At 71.1% G+C, this 22809-nt stretch carries 18 protein-coding genes; 8 read left to right on the forward strand and 10 right to left on the reverse strand.

Annotation, left to right across the window (positions count from 1 at the left end; genetic code table 11):
• Window positions 1-154 precede the first annotated feature (154 nt).
• The 4 genes from smpB to ftsE form a co-directional block, all read right to left on the reverse strand.
• A complete protein-coding gene (gene smpB, locus ACFYV1_RS22255) occupies window positions 155-634 on the reverse strand; it encodes an SsrA-binding protein SmpB (RefSeq protein WP_389397252.1) in 480 nt (159 codons plus the stop codon).
• 18 nt (window positions 635-652) lie between these two features.
• Window positions 653-1810, reverse strand: a complete 1158-nt coding sequence (locus ACFYV1_RS22260) for a S41 family peptidase (protein ID WP_389397253.1) — start codon at window positions 1808-1810, stop codon at window positions 653-655.
• A 67-nt stretch (window positions 1811-1877) separates the two neighbouring features.
• Window positions 1878-2795: a permease-like cell division protein FtsX gene (ftsX, locus tag ACFYV1_RS22265; RefSeq protein WP_005316905.1), complete on the reverse strand. Its 918-nt coding sequence runs from the start codon at window positions 2793-2795 to the stop codon at window positions 1878-1880.
• A 40-nt stretch (window positions 2796-2835) separates the two neighbouring features.
• Window positions 2836-3525, reverse strand: a complete 690-nt coding sequence (ftsE, locus tag ACFYV1_RS22270; protein ID WP_389397254.1) for a cell division ATP-binding protein FtsE — start codon at window positions 3523-3525, stop codon at window positions 2836-2838.
• Window positions 3526-3774: 249 nt separating this feature from the next.
• Between ftsE and ACFYV1_RS22275 the strand changes: the two genes are divergently transcribed.
• Complete coding sequence (locus ACFYV1_RS22275) at window positions 3775-3966, forward strand: hypothetical protein (RefSeq protein ID WP_389397255.1); 192 nt, start codon at window positions 3775-3777, stop codon at window positions 3964-3966.
• 21 nt (window positions 3967-3987) lie between these two features.
• The gene (locus ACFYV1_RS22280; protein WP_389397256.1) at window positions 3988-5109 is read left to right on the forward strand and encodes a hypothetical protein; all 1122 of its coding nucleotides are present in this window, start codon (window positions 3988-3990) and stop codon (window positions 5107-5109) included.
• Between the two features lie 78 nt (window positions 5110-5187).
• Here ACFYV1_RS22280 and prfB read toward each other — a convergent pair whose 3' ends face one another.
• From prfB to ACFYV1_RS22295, 3 genes are all read right to left on the reverse strand, one after another.
• Window positions 5188-6294 carry a peptide chain release factor 2 gene (prfB, locus tag ACFYV1_RS22285; RefSeq protein WP_389397257.1) on the reverse strand — a complete coding sequence of 369 codons (1107 nt, stop codon included), beginning with the start codon at window positions 6292-6294 and terminating at the stop codon, window positions 5188-5190.
• Window positions 6295-6379: 85 nt separating this feature from the next.
• Window positions 6380-7648 (reverse strand): serine/threonine-protein kinase, encoded by a 1269-nt coding sequence (locus tag ACFYV1_RS22290; RefSeq protein WP_389397258.1) that lies wholly within the window; start codon window positions 7646-7648, stop codon window positions 6380-6382.
• A gap of 129 nt (window positions 7649-7777) precedes the next feature.
• A complete protein-coding gene (locus ACFYV1_RS22295; RefSeq protein WP_389397259.1) occupies window positions 7778-9433 on the reverse strand; it encodes a serine/threonine-protein kinase in 1656 nt (551 codons plus the stop codon).
• Between the two features lie 433 nt (window positions 9434-9866).
• Here ACFYV1_RS22295 and ACFYV1_RS22300 point away from each other — a divergent pair, with 433 nt between their 5' ends.
• The 4 genes from ACFYV1_RS22300 (at window position 9867) to ACFYV1_RS22315 (ending at window position 17226) form a co-directional block, all read left to right on the forward strand.
• Window positions 9867-13313: an FHA domain-containing protein gene (locus tag ACFYV1_RS22300; RefSeq protein WP_389397308.1), complete on the forward strand. Its 3447-nt coding sequence runs from the start codon at window positions 9867-9869 to the stop codon at window positions 13311-13313.
• Window positions 13314-13617: 304 nt separating this feature from the next.
• Complete coding sequence (locus tag ACFYV1_RS22305; RefSeq protein WP_389397260.1) at window positions 13618-14979, forward strand: ABC transporter substrate-binding protein; 1362 nt, start codon at window positions 13618-13620, stop codon at window positions 14977-14979.
• Between the two features lie 4 nt (window positions 14980-14983).
• Entirely contained in the window at window positions 14984-16330 is a 1347-nt protein-coding gene (locus ACFYV1_RS22310; protein ID WP_389397261.1) for a carbohydrate ABC transporter permease, read from the forward strand.
• The gene (locus ACFYV1_RS22315; RefSeq protein WP_389397262.1) at window positions 16327-17226 is read left to right on the forward strand and encodes a carbohydrate ABC transporter permease; all 900 of its coding nucleotides are present in this window, start codon (window positions 16327-16329) and stop codon (window positions 17224-17226) included. The genes ACFYV1_RS22310 and ACFYV1_RS22315 overlap by 4 nt, the downstream gene beginning before the upstream one ends.
• 23 nt (window positions 17227-17249) lie before the next feature.
• Here the strand turns inward: ACFYV1_RS22315 and ACFYV1_RS22320 are convergent, their stop codons facing one another.
• The 3 genes from ACFYV1_RS22320 to ACFYV1_RS22330 all read right to left on the reverse strand — a co-directional run bounded on the left by ACFYV1_RS22320 (window position 17250) and on the right by ACFYV1_RS22330 (window position 20822).
• A complete protein-coding gene (locus tag ACFYV1_RS22320; RefSeq protein ID WP_389397263.1) occupies window positions 17250-18779 on the reverse strand; it encodes a methyltransferase domain-containing protein in 1530 nt (509 codons plus the stop codon).
• Window positions 18776-20086: a glycosyltransferase family 39 protein gene (locus ACFYV1_RS22325; RefSeq protein WP_389397264.1), complete on the reverse strand. Its 1311-nt coding sequence runs from the start codon at window positions 20084-20086 to the stop codon at window positions 18776-18778. The genes ACFYV1_RS22320 and ACFYV1_RS22325 overlap by 4 nt, the downstream gene beginning before the upstream one ends.
• 130 nt (window positions 20087-20216) lie before the next feature.
• Window positions 20217-20822 (reverse strand): TetR/AcrR family transcriptional regulator, encoded by a 606-nt coding sequence (locus ACFYV1_RS22330; RefSeq protein ID WP_389397265.1) that lies wholly within the window; start codon window positions 20820-20822, stop codon window positions 20217-20219.
• Window positions 20823-20987: 165 nt separating this feature from the next.
• Here ACFYV1_RS22330 and ACFYV1_RS22335 point away from each other — a divergent pair, with 165 nt between their 5' ends.
• Together ACFYV1_RS22335 and ACFYV1_RS22340 are read left to right on the forward strand one after the other, a co-directional pair.
• Window positions 20988-21953 (forward strand): ABC transporter permease, encoded by a 966-nt coding sequence (locus ACFYV1_RS22335; protein WP_389397266.1) that lies wholly within the window; start codon window positions 20988-20990, stop codon window positions 21951-21953.
• 52 nt (window positions 21954-22005) lie between these two features.
• Window positions 22006-22779, forward strand: a complete 774-nt coding sequence (locus ACFYV1_RS22340; RefSeq protein ID WP_389397309.1) for an ABC transporter ATP-binding protein — start codon at window positions 22006-22008, stop codon at window positions 22777-22779.
• Window positions 22780-22809 lie beyond the last annotated feature (30 nt).

The raw sequence follows: 22809 nt of genomic DNA on the forward strand, positions 1-22809 counted from the left end.
CGCGGGGCCGCACCCTGTCACCAGGGCACTTGCCATCGTACGTGACCAACGCACGAAGGTGCCAGCCTATTCCGCGCGAGCTGCGACCGGGCAGGCCGCGACCGCCGAACCACGACCGCGCGAGCCCACGACCGCGCGAGCCCGCGACCGCCGGCTACGACCGCTGCTTGCGCCGGACCGCCGACATCGCGCGGTCCGCCTCGCGGCGGTCCTGCTTCTCGCGCAGCGTCTGGCGTTTGTCGTACTCCTTCTTGCCCTTGGCGAGGGCGATCTCGACCTTCGCCCGCCCGTCCTTGAAGTACAGCGCCAGCGGGACGATCGTGTGCCCCGTCTCCTGGGACTTCGACTCGAGCTTGTCGATCTCCTCCCGGTGCATCAGCAGCTTCCGCTTGCGGCGGGCGCTGTGGTTGGTCCAGGTGCCCTGGCTGTACTCCGGCACATGGACGTTGTGCAGCCACGCCTCGTTGCCGTCGATCTGGACGAAGCCGTCCGCCAGCGAGGCCCGCCCCTGACGCAGCGACTTCACCTCGGTACCCATCAGCACGAGACCGCACTCATAGGTGTCGATGATGTGGTAGTCGTGCCGCGCCTTCTTGTTCTGCGCGATCAGCTTGCGCCCTGTTTCCTTAGCCATAGTGCAGTCATTTTCGCACTACGACCCTCCCCCGAGGCCACTCAATACCGTCTGCGCCCGCTTCTCGGCCCCTTCGCCCGTCACGAGGTCGGGAGTGATGCCCGAGTCGTCGACGCTGTGACCGGACGGAGTGCGGTAGTGACCGACGGTGAGCTCGGCGACGGAGCCGTCGGGCAGCCGGCTCGGCATCTGCACCGAGCCCTTGCCGAAGGTGCGCGTACCGACCGTGACCGCACGGCCCCGGTCCTTGAGCGCGCCCGTGACGAGCTCGGCGGCGCTCATGGTGCCGGCGTCGACGAGCGTGACGACAGGCCGCTCGGTGTCACCGCCCTGCTCCGCGTAGAGAGCGCGCTGCTCGCCGCGTACGTCGTACGTGGCGATCAGGCCGCCGTCGAGGAAGGCCGAGGCTGCCGTGACCGCCTCCGAGACCAGGCCGCCGTCATTGCCGCGCAGGTCGAGAAGGACACCGGCGCCCTCGGGGGCGCCGCGCACGGCCTTCCGAACCCGCTCGCCGGAGCCCTTGGTGAACGAGGAGACCCTGATCACTACGGAGCCTCCCGGCAGACGGTCCACGGTGACGGTCTCCGTGGTCAGCACAGCGCGGGTCAGGGTCTCGGACCAGCGTCGGCCGTCACGCTCGAGATCCAGGGTCACAGCGGTCCCGTCGGCGCCACGGAGCAGTGCCACGACCTCGGTGACCGGCCGCCGTGACACGTCGCGACCCGCGATGCCGAGGAGCCGGTCACCGACCTCGATGCCCGCCCGGTCGGCGGGGCCGCCCGGCTGCACCTTGGCGACCTCGACCTGCCCGTCGGCGGTGCGTCTGGCACCGAGGCCGACGCCGCTGTACTCACCGTCGAGCGCCTTCTGGAACTCCTCGAACTCCTGCTTGTCGTAGACCGCGCCCCAGCGGTCACCGCTGCGGCTGACGACTTCCTCGGCCGCCTCCGTACCGGACTTGCCCTCGGCCGCCGCCTCCGCGGCGGCACGCGCGACATCCTCGCGGTCCACGGTCGCGGCGGCGGCACGGGCGGAGAGCGGACGGGGCGCGGTGTGCTCCTCCTGCGGCAGGCAGTTGACGGCCGCGGCAGTGGCGATGACGACTCCGAACACCAACGTCAGGGCGGCCCCGCGGCGAATGCCGTGGGGCCGGGGACTGAACTCGGGGCCCGACATGGCGTCGAGTCTAGGACAAGCAAAGGGCGCCGTACGGAGGTTGACCGCACGGCGCCCAGGGCACTTGTCACACCTTCAGGTACTTGCGCAATGCGACGAAAGCGGCCACAGCAGGCATCAGGAGCCCGATCGCCAGCACCAGCGGCAACTTGGTGATCACGGCGTCCCAGCCGATGAAGTTGACCAGCTGCATCTTCTCGGAGAGCGCCAGGCCGTGGTCGATGAGGAAGTAACGGCCCACCAGCAGCATCACGGAGGCGACCGCACCGCCCAACAGGCCGGCGAAGGCGGCCTCCATGATGAACGGCATCTGGATGTAGAAGCTCGAGGCGCCGACGAGACGCATGATGCCGGTCTCACGCCGACGGCTGAACGCGGAGACGCGCACGGTGTTGACGATGAGCATCAGCGCGATGATCAGCATCAGGCCCATGACGAAGATCGCGGCCACGTTCATGCCGTTCATCAGGGAGAAGAGGTTCTCCAGGATGTTGCGCTGGTCCTGGACCGACTGCACACCGTCGCGGCCCGCGAAGGCGGTCGCCACGACCTTGTACTTCTCCGGATCGTCCAGCTTCACCCGGAACGACTCCTGCATCTGGTCCGGGGTGATGGTGGAGGCGATCGGGGTGTCGCCGTACTGCTCGCGGTAGTGCTTGTACGCCTGTTCCGCCGTCTCGTGGTGAACCACGTCGACGACGTCCATCTTCTTCAGATCGGCCTCGATCTGCTCCTTCTGCGCCGTGGTGACGGCCCCCTTGGCGCACTGGGGCGATGTCGCCGCGTCGTTCTTGTTGCAGAGGAAGATGGAGACGTTGACCTTGTCGTACCAGAAGTCCTTCATCGTGCTGACCTGCTCACGCATGAGCAGCGCACCGCCGAACAGGGCGAGCGAGAGGGCTACGGAGACGATCACCGCGAAGGTCATCGTGAGATTGCGGCGGAGACCGACACCGATCTCCGACATCACGAACTGGGCGCGCATGGCGTGCTGTCAGCCTTTCAGTCTTGCAGTCTGTCCGGGCTCAGTGCTGGTAGCCGTAGACGCCGCGTGCCTGGTCGCGGACGAGACGGCCCTTCTCGAGCTCGATGACGCGCTTGCGCATCTGGTCCACGATGTTCTGATCGTGCGTCGCCATGATCACGGTGGTGCCTGTGCGGTTGATCCTGTCGAGCAGCTTCATGATGCCGACAGAGGTCTGCGGGTCGAGGTTTCCCGTCGGCTCGTCCGCGATGAGCAGCATGGGGCGGTTGACGAACGCGCGGGCGATGGCGACACGCTGCTGCTCACCGCCGGAGAGCTCGCCGGGCATCCGGTCCTCCTTGCCGCCGAGGCCGACGAGGTCCAGCACCTGGGGCACGGCCTTGCGGATCTCGCCGCGCGGCTTGCCGATGACCTCCTGGGCGAACGCGACGTTCTCCGCGACGGTCTTGTTGGGCAGGAGGCGGAAGTCCTGGAACACGGTGCCCAGCTGGCGGCGCATCTGCGGCACCTTCCAGTTGGAGAGCCGGGCCAGGTCCTTGCCGAGGACATGGACCATGCCCTGGCTGGCGCGCTCCTCGCGCAGGACCAGCCGCAGGAACGTCGACTTGCCGGAACCGGACGAGCCCACGAGGAAGACGAACTCGCCCTTCTCGATATCGAGGGAGACATCGCGCAGGGCAGGACGGTTCTGCCTGGGGTATGTCTTTGAGACGTTGTCGAATCGGATCACGGGTGCACCACGGTCAGCCGGGAGTAGGTGAGCGTGACCTTACGCGACTGCGCCTCCGACGCGCAGTCCCCGCCCTGACTTGCGCATTTTGTCCGGTCACGGATCGGGTGTTATCCGGCGGCCCGCGCCGAAAAGCGCGCGAGCTGGCACAGTGGTAGGGGAACAGACGCGTTTCCCTGAGCGTTCCCGGGAGACAGATGTGCTTGCGGTCCGCTCCTGCGGCCCCGGCGCGCGGGAGGAGGAGAGCGCATGACCTACGACCGACTTGTGTGCGCCAACTGCGCAGCACCCGTCACCGAGGGCCGCTGCCCGGTCTGCAGGGCCAATCGTGAGCGGCTGCAGCAGGACGGGCCGCTCGCGGGCCTGAGCCCGGCGGCACTGCTGGTCCTGCTGGTGGTGCTGGTGGCGGCGGTGGGCCTGCTGGCCACACAGACCGCGTAGGCGCGCCGCCCACGCGAAAGCATGGAAGAGCCCGGGGCCATCGGCCCCGGGCTCTTCCTGTGTGCGTTACTCCGTTACGGCCCGTGTCGCCTAGGCGACAGCGCGGCCGCCACCCACGAGACGCGGCAGCATACGGAAGCCGATGCCACCGGCGATCATCGTCGCGGCACCGATGATCAGGAACGTGGTCTCGGCGGCGCCGGTCTCCGCCAGCTCACCGCCGTCGCCTTTGCCCGCACCGGAGTCGCCGGTCCCGGCGAGCTCTTCCTTGCCCTGGCCCTGCTCGACGGGCTTCGAGCCGGCGTTGTCGGTGTCGGTGTTGTCACCGTCACCGCCGTCGCCGCCACCGGCGTTGCCGTTGCCGCCCGAGTTGCCGTTGCCACCGTCAGCGCCACCATCGGCACCACCGTCAGCGCCACCATCGGCACCACCGTCAGCACCACCATCGGCACCGCCGTCAGCGCCACCATCGGCACCACCATCGGCACCGCCGTCAGCACCGCCGTCAGCACCACCGTCAGCGCCACCATCGGCACCGCCGTCAGCGCCACCATCGGCACCGCCGTCAGCACCGCCGTCAGCGCCACCATCGGCACCACCATCGGCACCGCCGTCAGCACCACCGTCAGCGCCACCATCGGCACCGCCGTCAGCACCACCATCGGCACCACCGTCAGCGCCACCATCGGCACCGCCGTCAGCACCACCATCGGCACCGCCGTCAGCACCGCCGTCCGTACCGCCACACAGCGTCGGGTCGATGATGCAGTCGTCGTCACCGTCGCCATCACCGAGGATGCCGACATTCACCTCGGCCTCGATGCCGCCGACCTCCGCCGAGCCGGTCAGGTCGAAGGCCTGTGCGGCCCCTGCGGCGGTCAGCGACGCACCCGCGGCGATCACGGCACCGGCGGCTATACGCGCGACGCGAATCCGCGTCTTCTTGGTCATCTGGCTGCTACCCCCAGTAGCTATCTCGTTGTTGGAGCAGCGTCAGGGGCAGCTGGTTCAGGAGCCGACGTACCGCGCCCCCGTTCGCACACGCCCCAGAAATACGCATGCCGAGCGCCACCCTTCCCAGTTTCCGCGGAAGCGTCAAGGTCGTTAGCGGACGCGATGCCCGAAATGCTGCCAGTTGCCTGACCTGCGGGGATACAACTGTGACATAAACGGGAACTGCCGCCCACGGGGCGGCAGTTCCCTTGTCGACAAAGCGCTTCGCTACTTCTCCTGCTGCTTGCGCCAGCGAATTCCCGCCTCGAGGAAACCGTCGATCTCACCGTCGAGCACCGCCTGCGGATTACCCACTTCGAAGTCGGTGCGCAGGTCCTTGACCATCTGGTACGGGTGCAGCACGTACGAACGCATCTGGTTGCCCCAGGAGTTGCCGCCGTCGCCCTTGAGGGCGTCCATCTTGGCCTGCTCCTCCTGACGGCGACGCTCGAGCAGCTTCGCCTGCAGGACGTTCATCGCGCTCGCCTTGTTCTGGATCTGCGAGCGCTCGTTCTGGCAGGAGACCACGATGCCGGTCGGGACGTGGGTCAACCGCACCGCGGAGTCGGTGGTGTTGACGCCCTGGCCGCCGGGGCCCGACGCGCGGTACACGTCCACGCGCAGCTCGGACTCGTCGATCTCGACGTGGTCGGTCTTCTCGACGACGGGCAGCACCTCGACGCCCGCGAACGACGTCTGACGGCGGCCCTGGTTGTCGAAGGGCGAGATGCGCACCAGACGGTGCGTGCCCTGCTCGACGGAGAGCGTGCCGTAGGCGTAGGGCGCCTTGACGACGAAGGTGGTCGACTTGATGCCGGCCTCTTCCGCGTACGACGTCTCGTAGACCTCGGAGCCGTAGTTGTGCCGCTCGGCCCAGCGCAGGTACATGCGCTGGAGCTGCTCCGCGAAGTCGGCGGCGTCGACGCCACCCGCCTCCGCGCGGATGTTGACCAGCGCCTCGCGCTCGTCGTACTCGCCGGACAGGAGGGTGCGGACCTCCATCTCGTCCAGCGCCTTCCTCACCGACTGCAGCTCGTCCTCGGCCTCGGCGCGGGTGTCCGGGTCGTCCTCGGCCTCGGCGAGCTCGAAGAGCACCTCGAGGTCGTCGATACGGCCGCGGAGCGCCTCCGTCTTGCGCACCTCGGCCTGCAGGTGCGAAAGCTTGCTGGTGATCTTCTGCGCCGCGTCGGGGTCGTCCCACAGGGACGGTGCCGCCGCCTGCTCCTCGAGCACGGCGATGTCTGCCCTCATCCTCTCGAGGTCCAGAACGGCCTCGATCGACCCCATGGTCGAGGAAAGGGACTTCAGCTCTTCGGATACATCGACGACTGCCACGGGTCCAGCGTAACGGCTGAGCGGACGGACCAGTGCTGGCCCCGGCGGCCCGGAGCCGGCGCGGCCCCGCGCCACCGGCCGGTCCCTACGGCTCCGAGGGCGCCGACTGCCGGTTGTCGGGCGGCACCTCGCCTCCGTCGCCGCTCGTGGCCAGCCAGCCACCGACGCCGATCGCCGCCGCGACGGCGAGAGCGACGACACCGAGAGTGATACGCCGCCTGCGTACCGCTGTGGACCGATTGCGGGCGGAGCCCGGCCTGCGCTGGCCCGGCGCACGCGGGGCCCGCGCCGTCCCATGGGCGCCGCCGGCGAGCTCGTCGGGCGCGGGCACCCGCATCGAGGTGTGGGTGTCGCGGTTGGAGTCGGCCGGGGCCGCGCCGGGGACCAGCGGGACGGCGCCTCTGCGGCGCGGCTCACCGGGGGCGGGCGGCAGGGTCTCCTCGTACGGCTCCGCCGGGGGCTCCGCGTCGGGCTCGTCGACCTCCAGCGGCGGAATGCCCGCCAGCATCGGCAGCAGGTCGTGCAGCCGGGAGGCCACCTCGGAGGCGCGCAGCCGGGACGCCGGGGCCTTCGCCAGGCACTGGACGAGGAGCTGCCACAGCTCGTCGGGGATGCCCGGCAGGGGCACCACGGTCTCCGTGACGTGGCGCCGCAGGACCGCGCCGGGATGCCCGCCGCCGAAGGGGGTGAAGCCTGCGAGCAGTTCGTAGAGGACCGTGGCCAGGGCGTAGATGTCGACCGCGGCGCGGGGCGGCAGACCCTCGACGATCTCGGGCGCGATGTAGTCGGGGGTGCCGATGATTCCCGAGGGGTTCGGAGCGCCGCCGCCGGTGGGGCGCTGCGCCTTGGTGCGGCGCGGGGTGTCGATCAGCTTGGCGACACCGAAGTCGGTGAGGAGCGCGGGGTGCGAACCGGCGGGCCCCAGCGGACCCTCCATGTCGAGCAGGATGTTCTCCGGCTTGACGTCCCGGTGCACGATGCCCGCCGCATGGGCGGCCGCCAGGCCGTCGGCCACGTCCGCGATGATCGCGACCGCGGCCTCCGGCGCGAGGCGGCGCTCACGGTCGAGACGGGTGCGCAGGTCGGTGCCGCGGACGAGTTGCATGACCAGCGCGAGATCGTTGCCGTCGACGACGAGGTCGCGGACGCCGACGACCCTGGGGTGGTCGAGCCCGAGCAGGGCGGTGCGCTCCTGGACGAAGCGGCCGACCAGTTCCTGGTCGGAGGCGAGATCCTCGCGAAGAAGCTTGACGGCGACAGGACCCTCGGGTCCTTCGCCGAGCCACACCGTGCCGGCGCTGCCCCGTCCAAGGATCTGGTGGGCCGTGTACCGGCTGCCGATATTCCGTGCCAAGACTGCTCCCTCAGCGGCTGGCGTTGCCCCACAACGTACGCGGGCATCCGGGTGCTGTGTGCCCCGGATGACACCAACCTCCACTTCTGCGGGATAAGTCGGCCCGCAGAAGTCGACAAAACGACAGGGTTACTGCTGGTTACCGATCTGGTCGGCGGTGTCCTTCGCCTCGCCGAGCTCCGAGATCCAGTTCGTCACCGTCGAAATGGCGTCGCCGATGGCATCCCAGTAGCCCTTGCCCTCGGCGACCCAGTCCTGGAGCGGAGTGAGCTCCCAGATCAGCCAGCCGGCCACGACGAACAGCAGCACCGTGAACAGGCAACCCTTGAGGCAGCCCAGCCCGGGGATGCGCATCGGGTTCGCGCTCTGCCTCGGCTGGCGGGGCGGTCGCGGCGCGGGCGGCTGCTGGGGCGGTGGCGCCTGCGGGGGCGCGTACTGCTGCTGCTGAGGCGCGTACTGCCGGCCCTGCGGCTGGTGCGGCTGCGGTGCCGGCGCGTAGGGCTGCGGCTGCGGACGCTGGGGCGGCCGCTGCTGCCGGTTCTGCGGCGGCTGCTGCGGGGCCTGGCGCTGCGGGCGGCGCCGCAGCGGATCCTCGCTCGGGTCGATGTACTGGATCTGCGTCTGCTCGTTGCGGTCGCGCGCGGCACGGAGCTGGCTCTGCCAGGGGTGCGGCTCCTCCGGGACCGGCCCGCCCGGCGGCACCGGCGGCATCACGGCGGTCGGGTCGGCCGTGCCCCCGGGCCGACCGGTCTGCGGCATGACGCTGGTGGCGGCGGACGGGTCGTAGGCCGAACTGCCGCTGCCGCTGCCGGTGTTCGGGAGGACCTGTGTCGGGTCGGAGGCGCCGGGAGTCTGGGGGACCGGGGCCGGCGCGGGATCGGGCGCCAGCAGCGCGGCGACGCCGAGGGCGGCGTCGACCTGGGCGGCGTTCGAGTGCACGCCGATTCCGGCCGCCACGGTACGAAGACCGCGGGCGAGGTTCTCGGCGCTGGGCCGCTCGGAGGGCTCCTTGCGCAGGCAGCGCTCTATGACCGTCCACAGCGGCTCGGGCACCGTGGTGGGGCGGCGGGGCTCCTCGCTCAGGTGGCGGTGCAGCACCTCGAGCGCGGTGCCGCCCGCGAACGGGGGCCGCCCGGTGACCAGCTCGTACAGCAGGATGCCGGCGCCGTAGATGTCTACCGCGGAGGTCTGCGGGCGGCCCTCGGCCGACTCCGGCGCGACATACGCGGGGGTGCCGACGAACTCGTGGGTCCTGGTCAGCCCCGGGGAGTCGGCGAGACGCGCGATGCCGAAGTCGGTCAGCATCGGGTGCATCTGGCCGTCGGCGTCGGTCTTGAGCAGCACGTTCGCCGGCTTGAGGTCGCGATGGACGACGCCGTCGGCGTGGCTGGAGGCGAGCGCGTCCGCGATCTGGGCGGTCATCAGCGACGCGGCGACCGGGCTGAGCGGCCCGTTCTCACGCAGGTAGCGGTGCAGGTCCGGACCGTCGACCAGATCCATGACGAGGGCGAGGAGATCGCCCTCGACGACGAGGTCGCGGGTGCGGACGATGTTCGGGTGGGTGAGGCGGAGGAGGACGGAACGCTCCCGGAGGAAACGCATCACCACGTCCGCGTCGTTCGCGAGCTCCTCCTTGAGGACCTTGATCGCGACGGTCTCACCGGGCTGGCCCGCGACGGCCGCCTCGGCGCCCGCGGTCTCCCTCTGACGGGCTCGCCAGACGGTGCCCGTGGCGCCGCGCCCGAGGGGCTCCTCGAGCAGGTACTTGCTGCCTACCGGCCGCACGTCATGCGCTCCCTGCTGATCGTGATCCTCACATGGCCCGGTCCACCGGACGAGTCTCGGTCCGCCGGGTTGTCCGCCCCACTTTAGGGGGTGTCTTTCCTGCCGCCCCTGTTCGAGGGACAGACGCGGGCATCGTACGGATGGTTGCCGGGTCCGCGCGCAGTGAACATCACGATCCCTTCCGTCCGTAGTTCCGCGAGATGACTTCTACGGGTGACCACCAGGTGCTTTTCCGTCCGGATTTGTTCCCCCTACCGACCGGTCAAGATCGATTATGGGTGGGGGGCGGGCAAGTTGTCAGTGGCGGATGCGAGGATGCCTCCAGCACGGAGCCGTGGGACGGGAGACCCGCGCGCGTGCCGACCTGCCGGGTGGGGGCGATCTGGGCGGCTCCCCTGCCGGGCACCCCGCGCAGAAGGGATGGCTGACGGCGATGCAGATCCGGCTGACTGTTCTCGCGCCGCGGGGCGGACAGTCCGCGCCCGCCGGGCGCCCGTGCGACGTGATCGTGACCGCGCCCGCGGGCACGGCGCTCGCCGCTGTGGCCTCCGGCCTCGCCGCCGTCGTCTCCGGGCCCGACGTCTCCGGCACCGTCGTCCTCTACGCGGGCCAGGAGCGCCTCGATCCCCAGCGCCGCACCCTGGGCGAGCCGCCGCTGATCGACGGCGCGGTGCTGTCCCTGCAGACCCCGGCCACCGACGAGACGGACGGCAGCGACGTCTCCGCGCAGCTCCACGTCGTCGCGGGGCCCGACGCGGGAGGCGTCCACCTGCTGCACGGCGGCCGGATCAGCATCGGCCGGTCCGCCGACGCCGACGTGCCACTGGACGACCCGGACGTCTCGCGGCTGCACTGCGCGGTGACCGTCGCGGACGACGGCCGGGTCACGGTGACCGACCTCGGCTCCACGAACGGCACGACGGTCGACGGGACCCCCGTGGCCGGACGCCCCGTCCGCCTGCCGACGGGCGCGCTGCTGCGCCTGGGCGAGTCGACCCTCCGCCTCTCTCCGGGAACCCGGCAACCCGCGCTCGCCACCACCCCGGACGGCGAGGGCCATCTGCGCGTCCCGGGCGGGGCGGGGCCCGGGGCCACAGGGACCGGCGCGACCGCCACCGGCGCCGCAGGGCCGGACCATGCCGCCGGACCGGCGGCTTCCGGAGGGCACGGCCACCGGAGCCCGGGCGCGGACGGCGCGTCGGCGCAGACCGAGGCGTCCGCCCGCGGCGCGCACGCCCCCACCGCGTCCCGCGGGCCGGCATGGGCCGTCCCGGCAGCGGGGCAGGGGCAGGGGCAGCCACCGGCCTCCGGTGGGACCGCGGCGTACGACATCGGGGACCGGTCGCCGGACACTGGTCCGTCCGCCGCCTCCGCTCGCCCGGCTCCCTCGGCTCTCCCGACTCCATCCGCTCCATCCGCTTCGTCCGCTCTGTCCGCTCTGTCCGCTCCTGACGCGGGGACGCACAGCCGCGCCGGGCAGGGCCCCGGCCACCACGGCCACCACGGCCACCACGGCCACCACGAGTCGGACGCGGCCCGGCTCGGCCCGCCCGCCCCCGGCAGCGAGTCCGGCTCGTACGGACAGGACCGCCGGCCGGCCACCACGGGCGACATCGGCCGGGTCACGCAGGTCGATACCGGGGACACCCATCACATGTGGGCCCCAGAGGCACGGGTGCCCTCGCAGTACGCTCCCGGCGACGCTCCGCAGGCCCCCGGTCCGCAGGAGGCGCCCCGCAGGCGCGGCATAGGCGCATGGGCGAGGCGGCTCGCGGGAGGACGGGGCACGGCGGTGGCGGAGGAGCCCGGCCTGACCGGACCGGCCACCGCCGCGACCGCGCCGTCCGTCGAGAGCTGGCCCGACCCCGCGGCCGTACTGCTCACCGCGCTCGGCCCCGGGCCGAGGCTGTGGGAGCGGGACCCGGAGCACCCCGAGGCGCTCGTCCTGCGGCTCGGTACGGCGGACCGGGCCGAACTGCCGTCGGTGCCGGTGACGGTCGCCCTGCGGGAGGCCGGTTCGCTCGGGCTCGCCGGGCCGCGCGCCCGGCTCGCGGGCCTCGCCAGGTCCGTCGTGGCCCAGCTCGCCGCGATGCACTCCCCCGGCGACCTGGAGATCGTGCTGATCAGCACGGACCGCGCCCGCACGCTCGACGAGCGCAGGAACGAGTGGTCGTGGCTCGGCTGGCTGCCGCATGTGCGCCCGGCGCACGGACAGGACTGCCGGCTCCTGCTCGCCTACGACCGCGACCAGGCCACCGCCCGCGCCGCGGAACTGACGCGGCGGCTGGACGAGGGCCCGCTCGGTGTCGGGTGGCCGAGCGCCGACCGGCGGACCGTGACGGAGGCGGCCGCCCGCCACCAGGGGCCGCGCACCGTCGTGATCGTGGACGGGGACCCCGGCTCCGCCGCGCTGCGCGAGACGGCTGCCCGCCTGGCCGGTGCCGGCCAGGCGGCCGGAATCCATCTGATCTGTCTTGCGGAGACGGCCTCGGCCTCGCCGCTGTCCCCCGTCGCGGCGACCTACGAGTCGGCCTGCGCGGCCTCGCTGCCCTTCCGGGAGTGCGGGGCGGCGGCCCTGCTGAGCGGGGACGTGGCGACCGCGTTGCGGCTGATGCGGGTGGCCGGCGGACAGCCTGCCGGCCACGGCACCATCGGCGTGGTGGACGCGGTGTCCGCCGCCTGGGCGGAGCGCTTCGGCCGGGCGCTCGCCCCGCTGCGGGCCGAGGGCGCGAGCGTCCACCCCGGCAGGGCCGCGGTGCTGCCGCGGTCCGCTCGGCTGCTGGACGAACTGGAACTGGCACGGGCCACGCCGGCCTCGCTGATGGCGCGCTGGGCGTCGGCCTGCGACGGCACAGTGGTTCTCGGTGCCGGCCCTCGCGGACCGCTGGCCGTCGACCTGACGGAGGAGGGCCCCCATCTGCTGATCGAGGGCCCCGCGGGCAGCGGCCGTACGGAACTGCTGCGTTCGGTGGCCGCGTCCCTGGCGGCGGCGGGCCGCCCGGACAGGCTCGGGCTGCTGCTCGTCGACGGGGCGGGCGGCGAGCGCGGCGACGGGCTGGCCGTCTGCACCGAACTGCCTCATGTCACCGAGCACCTGGTGGCGAACGACCCGGTGCGGATGCGGGCGTTCGCGCAGGCCCTCGGCGCGGAGCTCAAGCGCCGGACGGCCGCGCTGGACGAGTCGGGCACCCGGGACTTCGCCGAATGGCGCACGCGCCGCGAGGTCGCCGACCGGATGGTGGGCCAGCGGGCGCCGAGCCCCGCCGAGCAACGGGGCGATCTGGACTCTCCCGCCTCCGGGACGCTCAGGCTCCGGCCCGGCGGGCGTACGCGGAGCACGGAGCCGGACCCGTTGCCGCGCCTGGTGGTCCTCGTCGACGACTTCGACGCACTGGTTGCTCCGGCGCTCGGCAGCCCGGGCCGGCCGGCGGCCGGTTCGGTCGTGCGGGCCCTGGAGGCGGTGGCCAGGGACGGCGCGCGACTCGGCGTCCATCTGGTGGCCACGTCGTCGCGGCCGGACCGCACCGCGGACACGCGGCTGGCCGAAGGCGCGCGGCTGCGGGCCGTCCTCGACGCACCGCCGATCGCGCCGGGACCGGACGATCCGGCGCCGGGCCGGGGCAGGCTGGGGCATCCGGACGGGCGGGTGACTCCGTTCCAGAGCGGCCGGGTGACCGGTCGCATACCCCGTACGGCGACCCTGCGGCCCACCGTGGTTCCGCTCGAGTGGGAACGGATGGGCGATCCACCCACCCGCCGCCCCGTCCGCGAGCTGGGGAACGGTCCGACCGATCTGGCGTTGCTGGCGAGTGCCCTGGAGAGGGCCGCGCGTTCGGTCGACGCGGCGCCCGTCGCACCGCTGACACCGGCGCACCCCTGACCCGCCGGGCACCCGCCATTTGACCTGACATCACGTCACAAGGCCATCACGAAAGAGTGATAGTCGCCGGGGGCGCTATTGCGGCACCCGTACCACGGGCGTAGACCTGTCGCACGGACCGGCAACGGGACGGCAGACAACCGCACGGAGGGCCGGACCCGCCTCGGGCGCGAGCAGGGCACGCACCGGCCGCACGGACGACGTGAGCCAGAGGGGCGCGAGCAGACGCAACGGGCGCGGGCAGGCGCAACGGGACAGGCGCGACAGGTCAGGGAAAGCAGCGCACGGGAGAGACGGGGCAGTGATGCGCAGAACTCTTCGTACGGGCAGGGCCGCAGTGGTGTTCGCCGCGATCGGCTCTCTCGCACTCACCGCATGCGGCGGCGACTCGGGCGGCGAGCCGGGTGACGGTGGACCGACCAAGGGCAGCGAGTCGCCCGCTTCGGTCCAGCTGCCCAAGCTGGACGGCGAGAAGATCGAGGTCGCCGCTGTCTGGAGCGGCCCGGAGCAGGAGAACTTCACCAAGGTCCTCGACGAGTTCGAGAAGCGCACCGGTGCCACGGTCACCTTCGTCCCCGCGCAGGACCCGATCGTCAACTTCCTCGGCACGAAGATCGCCGGCGGCAGCCCGCCCGACGTGGCGATGCTGCCGCAGGTCGGCGCGATCCAGCAGGCCGTGGCCCGCAAGTGGGCGAAGCCCATCGGCCCGGAGGCCAAGGCGCAGCTGGCGAAGAACTACTCGAAGGCGTGGCAGGACCTCGGCGCCGTCGACGGCACGCAGTACGGCGTGTACTACAAGGCCGCCAACAAGTCCCTGATCTGGTACAACAACGCGGTCTTCGAGAACGCCGGGGCCACGGAGCCGAAGACCTGGAAGGACTTCCTCTCCACCGCGGAGACCATTTCGGCGTCGGGCGTCACCCCGGTCTCGGTCGCCGGTGCGGACGGCTGGGTCCTGACCGACTGGTTCGAGAACATCTACCTCTCTCAGGCGGGCCCGGAGAAGTACGACCAGCTGGCCAAGCACGAGATCAAGTGGACCGATCCTTCCGTGAAGGACGCGCTCACCACACTCGGCGAGCTGTTCGGCAAGCCGAACCTGATCGCGGGCGGCACGGACGGCGCACTCCAGACGGAGTTCCCCGCGTCGGTGACCCAGACCTTCAGCGGCGGGGACGCGCCCAAGGCCGCGATGGTCTTCGAGGGCGACTTCGTGACCGTCAACATCGCGCAGACCGATGCCGAGATCGGTACGGACGCGAAGGTGTTCCCGTTCCCGGCCGTCGGCGCGCAGCCGCCGGTGGTGACCGGTGGGGACGCGGCGGTGGCGCTGAAGGACAGCAAGGGCGCCCAGGCACTGCTCACCTTCCTGGCCTCGCCCGACGCCGCGGCGATCCAGGCGGCGGCGGGCGGCTTCATCTCGCCGAACAAGTCCCTGGACGTGGCCGCGTACCCGAACGACGTGCAGCGCGACATCGCGAAGGCGCTGATCGCCGCGGGTGACGACTTCCGCTTCGACATGTCGGACCAGATGCCGCAGTCGTTCGGCGGGACACCCGGCAAGGGCGAGTGGAAGATCCTTCAGGACTTCCTGAAGAACCCGAAGGACGTCGCGGGCGCCCAGCAGAAGCTGGAAGCCGACGCGGCCAAGGCGTTCAAGAGCTGAGGTCGTGTCCGCCGTCACGGCGGGGGGCCCGGCCAGTCCGGGACCCCCCGTCGACAAACGCAAGAGCGTGACAGGCACACGTAAAATAGTCGCGGCAGGCTTTCTGCTGCCCGCGCTGGTGCTGCTGGGCGCGCTCGTGGTCTACCCGATCGGGTTCTCCCTCTACAGGTCCTTCTTCGACCAGCCCGGCGACGGCTTCGCCGGGCTCGGCAACTACGTCGAGATCTTCACCGACGACACGATCCTCACCGCGGTCAGGAACAACGCGATCTGGGTCGTCGTCGCGCCGACCGTCGCCACCGCCCTCGGTCTGATCTTCGCGGTGCTGACCGAGCGGGTCCGCTGGGGCACCGCGTTCAAACTGATCGTCTTCATGCCGATGGCGATCTCGATGCTCGCCGCGGGCATCATCTTCCGGCTCGTGTACGAACAGGACCCGGAACGCGGGGTGGCCAATGCCGTGTGGGTGGGCGTGCACGACTCGTTCGCCGAGTCGGCCGGCTTCCCGAGGGCCCGCCCGCTGCCCGTGCACCCGCTGGAGGCCGCGGGCGGCGGCGCGTACGTCACCAAGGAGCCCGTCTCCGCGAGCACTCCTGTTCAACTGCCCCTGGTCGGTGTGGCCCCAGCGAAGATGCCCACGGACGCCGAGCCCGCGAAGCCTGCGCAGCCGGGTGACGGAAAGGTCCACGGCACGGCCTGGCTGGACTTCACCCGGGGCGGCGGCGGCAAGCCGAACGTCGTCGACGCCAAGGAGCTCGGGCTCAAGGGCATCAAGGTGGAGGCGGTCAAGGACGGCAAGGTCGTCGCGGAGGCGCGCGCCGGGGCGGACGGCACGTTCACGCTCCCGGCCTCCGCGGACGGCGCGGTGCTGCGGCTGCCGGCCGAGAACTTCCGGGAGCCGTACAACGGCGTCAACTGGCTCGGCCCGACCCTGGTCACCCCCGCGATCATCGGCAGCTACGTGTGGATGTGGGCGGGCTTCGCGATGGTGCTGATCGCGGCCGGTCTGGCGAGTGTGCCGCGCGAACTCATGGAGGCCGCCCGCGTCGACGGCGCGAACGAGTGGCAGGTGTTCCGGCGCATCACAGTGCCACTGCTGGCGCCCGTGCTGGCGGTCGTCCTGGTCACGCTGATGATCAATGTGCTGAAGATCTTCGACCTGGTCTTCATCATCGCGCCGGGCTCGTCCCAGGACGACGCGAACGTCCTCGCGCTCCAGCTGTACCGGTCGTCGTTCGGCACCGACGCCGACCTCGGCCTGGGCAGTGCGATCGCGGTGCTGCTGCTTCTGCTGGTGCTGCCGGTGATGTTCTTCAACATCCGCAGGATGCGAAGGGAGACCCGGCGATGAGCGCGACCGACACCCCGGCGAGGACAGACACATCGGTCAGGGCGAGACACTCCCTCGCCACCCGGATCGCGGCGCGCGCCGGCGGTGGCGTGCTGCGGGTCTTCCTGATCCTCGCCGCCCTCTTCTGGCTGATGCCGACGGTCGGGCTGCTGCTCTCCTCACTGCGCGACAGCGGTGACATCGCGGCGAGCGGCTGGTGGAAGGTGTTCACCGCGCCCGCCCAGATCACCACCGACAACTACTCGCGTCTGCTGGAGAACGAGGCCATCACCGACTCCCTGTTCTCCACGGTGATGATCACTGTGCCCGCCACTGTGCTCGTCGTGGTCATCGGCGCACTCGCCGGGTACGCCTTCGCCTGGATGGAGTTCCCCGGCCGTGACTGGTGGTTCATGGTCGTGGTGGGCCTGCTGGTGGTGCCGGTGCAGGTCGCGCTCGTTCCCGTCTCCGAACTCTTCGGTGCGATCGGCATCTTCGAGACGACGATCGGCGTGGTCCTGTTCCACGTGGCCTTCGGTCTGCCCTTCGCGATCTTCCTGCTGAGGAACTTCTTCGCGGAGATCCCCCGCGAACTGCTGGAGGCGGCCAGACTCGACGGCGCGGGCGAGATCCGGCTCTTCACCCGGGTCGTCATGCCGCTGGGCGGCCCGGCGATCGCTTCGCTCGGCATCTTCCAGTTCCTGTGGGTGTGGAACGACATGCTGGTCGCGCTGATCTTCGCCGACTCCGACAGCGCCCCGATCACCGTGGCGCTCCAGCGTCAGGTACGGCAGTTCGGGAACAACATCGACGTGCTCGCGCCCGGCGCGTTCGTGTCGATGATCATCCCGCTCGCGGTGTTCTTCGCCTTCCAGCGTCAGTTCGTCTCGGGCGTCATGGCGGGTGCGGTCAAGTGAGCGGCTGACGGGCGCACGGACGCTCAGGTGCCGGCGCCCACCCGGTCGGCGAGCTCGGCCGGGACGTACTGGCGGTTGAGAATGTCCTGTACGGCGACGTGCTCCCCCGCGACGATCGTCTGCGCGGCGTGCGGGGTGAGCACGGCGACGTACTGGTAGCCGAAGAGCGTGGGCCGCACGCGGGTGAGGATCCGGGAGACGCCGGCCAGGGTCCTGGCGGCGACGCCACCGCCGAGCAGGGACCAGAAGGGCGCGCCGGTCGACGTGAGCCGCAACTGGTCGTACCCGGCGGCCCGCACGGTGCGGCGCAGGCTGCTGCGGGTGAAGAAGCGCAGATGGGTCTCGTCGAGGATGCCGCGCCTGTCGTAGCCGAAGGCGCCGAGTGCGACCCGGAGCCGCGAGTACCAGTGGCTGAAGTTGGGCACGGACAGCAGCATCCGGCCGCCGGGCCGCAGCACCTCCCGAAGCTCCCGCAGTACGTGCTCGGGCCGGGAGAGGTGCTCGATGACGTCTCCGGCGATCACGAAGTCGTAGCCGGTGCCGGCCTCGGGCGGCACCCCCTCCTCCAGATCGGCGAGGACGAAGTCGGAGCAGCGCTCCCGCACGCCGGGAACCTCGACGAAGTCCAGGCCGGTGACGGTGTGCCCGAGCGCCTCGAGACGCTCGGCGAACTGGCCGCCGGAGCACCCGACGTCGAGCACCCGGCCGGGCGGCAGACCCCGCATGATGCCGAGGATCGCGGAGTGCGAGGAGCCGTCGCCCTCCTTGAAGGCGTACTCGACGGGCTTGGGAATCCAGGGGCAGGTGCCGAAGCCCTTGAGCGCGAGCCGGTACTCGAGAACGTCCTTGACGACGTCCTTCGCGTAGCGCACTCCGTTGACGTAGCAGATCTCGTCGCCGTAGTAGGTCGGTACGGGGATCTCCTGGATCCGCATTCCGGCGTCGAGGAGCTGGACGATGATCTGTGTGTCGAAGTCGAAGGCGTCGGTGTTCCGGTCGATCGGCAGCCGGCGCAGCGCCGCGACGCTGTAGGCCCGGTAGCCGGAATGGAATTCGGTGAGCCGGGAGCCGAGCAGGGCGTTCTCGAAGCGGGTGAGGATGCGGTTGCCGAGCCACTTGTAGAGCGGCATGCCGCCCTTGAGTGCGCTGCCGGAGCGCATCATCCGGGAGCCGAACACCGCTTCGCACTCGCCGCGTTCGAGGGGCGCGACCATGTCGGGAAGCAGTTCTGGGGCGTACTGGCCGTCGCCGTGCAGCAGCACCACGATGTCCAGACCGCGTTCGGCGGCGAGCGCGTAGCCCGCCTTCTGGTTGCCGCCGTAGCCGAGGTTCTTGGTGTGCCGCATCACGACGGTCGGCGGCATTCCCTCGAGCTGCGACCAGCGACAGCCCGCGGTGAACGTCTCGTCGCTGCTCGCGTCGTCGAGGATGAGGATTTCCGCGATGCGGGTCCGGAAGTCCTTGGGGATGCGGTCGAGCGTCTTCTCCAGCGTGGACTCGGCGTTGTACGCCACGACGAGGAGGCCGATCCTCGGGCTGGGGCTTTCCTTCACTGGGGCTTCTCCACTTGCCGTCGGTGCGGGTCGTCGCGGCGGTCGGTTGACGGGTGGGGCGGGGATGACGAGTGGGACGGAGGTGACGGCTCGCCGTTGCGCTGGGCCACGACGGGAACGGGCTCGCCGGGTGGGGGCAGGGGCGGCTCGGCCAGCACTCGGCGCAGACCGGTCACCGTCCCGGCCGCGACCAGCAACCAGCCGGCCTCGGCCAGGTGCAGCGCCCAGTCGTTCCAGCGGACCGCGCCCGCTCCGGTGTAGACGACGACCGTGACGGCGCCGACGACGACGCCGTACGCGAGGCCCTCCCACAGCCCGAAGAGGCAGAGACCGACGACGGGCCAGGCCAGGTACTGGACGGCGGAGCCGGTGCTGAGCAGGAGCAGCAGCGTCAGGGAGAGCGCGACCGCGTAGGCGGGGGCGGTGGGGCGCGCCCAGGCGAGCCACGCTCCGGCGGCCGTGCACAGCAGTACGAAGACGAAGTGGAAGTCGCTGTGCAGCGCCGCGACGAACGACTCGGACGCGCCCGCCCAGTCGGCGAACCGCACGAGGCCCCACAGCCTCGCCCGGCCCCCCTCGTATTCGAGGACCTTCTCCCTGAGTGCGACGGGCACGGTCGCGAGCGCCGGCCCCCACAGCAGCAGCAGTACGGCCACCAGGCCGGCACAGAGTCTGGCGGCGACCGGCCGGCCGGCGCGTGCCGCCGCCACGATCAGGGCGGGGACGGCGACGATCGGAACGAGTTTGACGCTCACCGCGAGCGCGGCGGCGATCCCGGCGGCGAGGGGGGCGCGGCGGTCGGTCAGCAGCCAGGCAGCCAGCACCGCGAACATGATCGCGACCGAGTCGGTGTTCCCGTGATAGCCGGAGGTGGCGAAGAGGACGGGGCTGAGGGCGCAGCCGATCGCACACACCGTGGCCGTTCGCAGGGGACGCCGGCGGCGCAGGATCTCGAACACCAGGACGGCGGAGACGAGATCGGCGAGGCAGGCCGGAGCCCGGATGAGGCTGCCGAACGGAATGCCGAGGTTCTCCAGTTCATGGAATCCGGAGAGCATCCAGCCCGTGAGGGGCGGGTGGTTGTAGACGGGCAGGCCGGGCATCGGCTGCTCGTAGATCCGGACGGGTCCGACCTGCGAGATGGTGGTGGCGAATCCGTCGAAGATGCGGACGTCGGCGGGTCCTCGTTCGAGGGCCGCGAGAACGGTCTTGGCGACGAGAGCGAGTGCCGAGACGCCGATGACGAGAATCCTGGCTCTGTGCACATCGAGCGCCGGCGTTGTCGTTTCCGTTCGCGTTCCGCCCATGGCCGCCGAACGTAGCAACCCGAAACGCCCTGATCTCGGACCTATAAGCACACTTCGGCGCAGCGGAGTTCACTGCGCTGCGATCTTCGGCGCACACCCCTGTGCGTGAATCACCCGTACGGCGGGGTGATCAGGACCGCAGAGCCGCCACCGCTCCCCGCGCCACCTCGTCGAGATACCCCTCGGGCAGCCCGCCCCGCACCACGACCAGCCGCCAGTAGAGCGGCCCGATGATCACATCGAGTGCCCGGTCCGGGTCCGCGGATTCCGGGAGTTCGCCGCGCGCCACCGCGTCGCGGACGATCAGCGCCGCCACGCCACGCTGTCCGTCCAGCAGCGCCGCCTTGATCGCGTCCGAGATCTCGGGGTTCCGTGCCGCTTCCACCAGGAGGTCGGGGATGACCTGCGAGGCCACGGGATGGCGCAGCGCGTGCGCCGCGACCTCGAGAAGCGCCCGGACGTCCCCGTACAGGGACCCGGTCGCAGGCGCCGGCAGCCCTTGGGCGGCGAACGCGGAGACCAGGTCCAGCACGAGGGACAGCTTGGACTTCCAGCGCCGGTACACGGCCGTCTTCCCGACGCCCGCCCGCCGGGCGATGCCCTCGATCGACATCCGGGCGAAGCCCACGGCCGCGAGCTCCTCGAAGACGGCGCCCCGGATGGCGTCGGTCACTTCCTCCCTGAGCACAGCGGCTCCGGCGGGGGCGCGTCGCGGGGTTCTGGGGTCCGTCGTCATGCGGAGAGCATACGTCGCGACGACGGAACGGTTGCGTTCCGACGTGGGCCCGGCCTACCCTCCCCGTAGCGACGAAACGGTGCCGTTCCATCGTTACCGCCGTCGGCGGACATCCGACGGCATGCCCCGACCGCGCCCCGCACGCGCCCCGGAAAGCGAGCCCGCGTGACCACAGCCACCCCCTCCGCGCCCGCAGCACCTGCCCCACCTGCCCCACCTGCCCCACCGGCCCCGCCCGCGGCGGCCACCGCCCCAGCGGCCCCCACCGACCTCGCCGCGCTCGCCGCCCGCCACGGGCTGACCGTCAGCGGTGCCCGGCCCACCCTGCCCGCCTATGTCCGGCAGCTCTGGTCGCGCCGCCACTTCATCACCGCGTTCGCCACCGCCAAACTCACCGCCCAGTACAGCCAGGCCCGCCTCGGCCAGCTGTGGCAGCTGATGACCCCGATGCTCAACGCCGCGGTCTACTACCTGATCTTCGGCGTGCTGCTCGGCACCGCCGACCATGTCCCCGACTTCGTGCCGTTCCTGGTCACCGGCGTGTTCATCTGGACCTTCACCGCCAACTCGATCCTGTCCGGCACCCGCGCCGTCTCCGGCAACCTCGGTCTGGTCAGGGCCCTGCACTTCCCACGCGCCGCGCTGCCCATCGCGCTCGCCCTGCAGCAGCTGCAACAACTGCTCTTCTCGCTCGGCGCGCTGATCGTCATCCTGATGGGCTTCGGGCAGTTCCCCACCGTCTCCTGGCTGCTCGCCGTCCCCGCACTGCTGCTCCAGGCGGTATTCAGCACCGGCCTGTCCATGGCCATGGCGCGCGTCGCAGCGCGTACCCCCGACATCTCGCAGCTGATGCCGTTCCTGCTGCGCACCTGGATGTACGCGTCGGGCGTGATGTGGTCCGTCGACAAGGTCGTCGGGGACCGCGAACTGCCGCAACTGGCGGCTCTTGTGCTCCAGTACAACCCGGCCGCGCTCTACATCGACCTGGTGCGCTTCGCGTTCATCGACTCGTTCACCGCGGACCGGCTGCCGCCGCACGTCTGGGCAGCGGCCCTCGTGTGGGCGGTGCTCTGCGGGGCGGGCGGATTCCTGTACTTCTGGAAGGCAGAGGAGCGGTACGGCCGTGGCTGACACCCGAAACCCGAACTCGAACCCGGCTCCCGCCCCGGCCACGGACGAGGACGTGCCCCCGACCGTCGTCGTCGACGGCGTCCACATCACCTACAAGGTCAACGGTGCCCGCACCGGCCGGGGCAGCGCCACGACCGCCCTCAGCCGGATCGTCTCCCGGCGGGCCGCGCCCGGTGTCCGCGAGGTGCACGCCGTCAAGGGCGTCAGCTTCGCGGCGTACCGGGGCGAGGCCATCGGCCTGATCGGATCCAACGGCTCCGGCAAGTCGACGCTGCTCAAGGCCGTCGCCGGTCTGCTGCCGACCGCGCGGGGGAAAATCTACACACAGGGCCAGCCCTCTCTGCTCGGCGTCAACGCCGCGCTGATGTCCGATCTGACCGGCGAGCGCAACGTCATCCTCGGAGGTCTCGCGATGGGTATGACCCGCGCGGAGATCCGTGAACGCTACGACGGCATCGTCGACTTCTCCGGCGTCAACGAGAAGGGCGACTTCATCTCACTGCCGATGCGCACGTACTCCTCCGGCATGGGTGCCCGGCTGCGCTTCTCCATCGCCGCCGCCAAGAGCCACGACGTACTGCTCATCGACGAGGCCCTCTCGACCGGTGACGCCCGCTTCCGCCGCCGCAGCCGGGAACGCATCGACGAACTGCGTCAGGAGGCCGGCACGGTCTTCCTGGTCAGCCACAGCAACTCGACCATCACGGAAACCTGCGACCGCGCGCTGTGGCTGGAAGCGGGCACACTGAGGATGGACGGTCCGGCGGACGAAGTCGTCGCGGCGTACGAGGAGTTCACCGGGGCCGGGAAACGGGCCGGGCGGTAGGCTCCCCTGCCGGGCGGCGAGGGGGGATGG

Source organism: Streptomyces sp. NPDC003023 (assembly GCF_042888225.1).
In the GTDB taxonomy this organism is placed as follows: domain Bacteria; phylum Actinomycetota; class Actinomycetes; order Streptomycetales; family Streptomycetaceae; genus Streptomyces.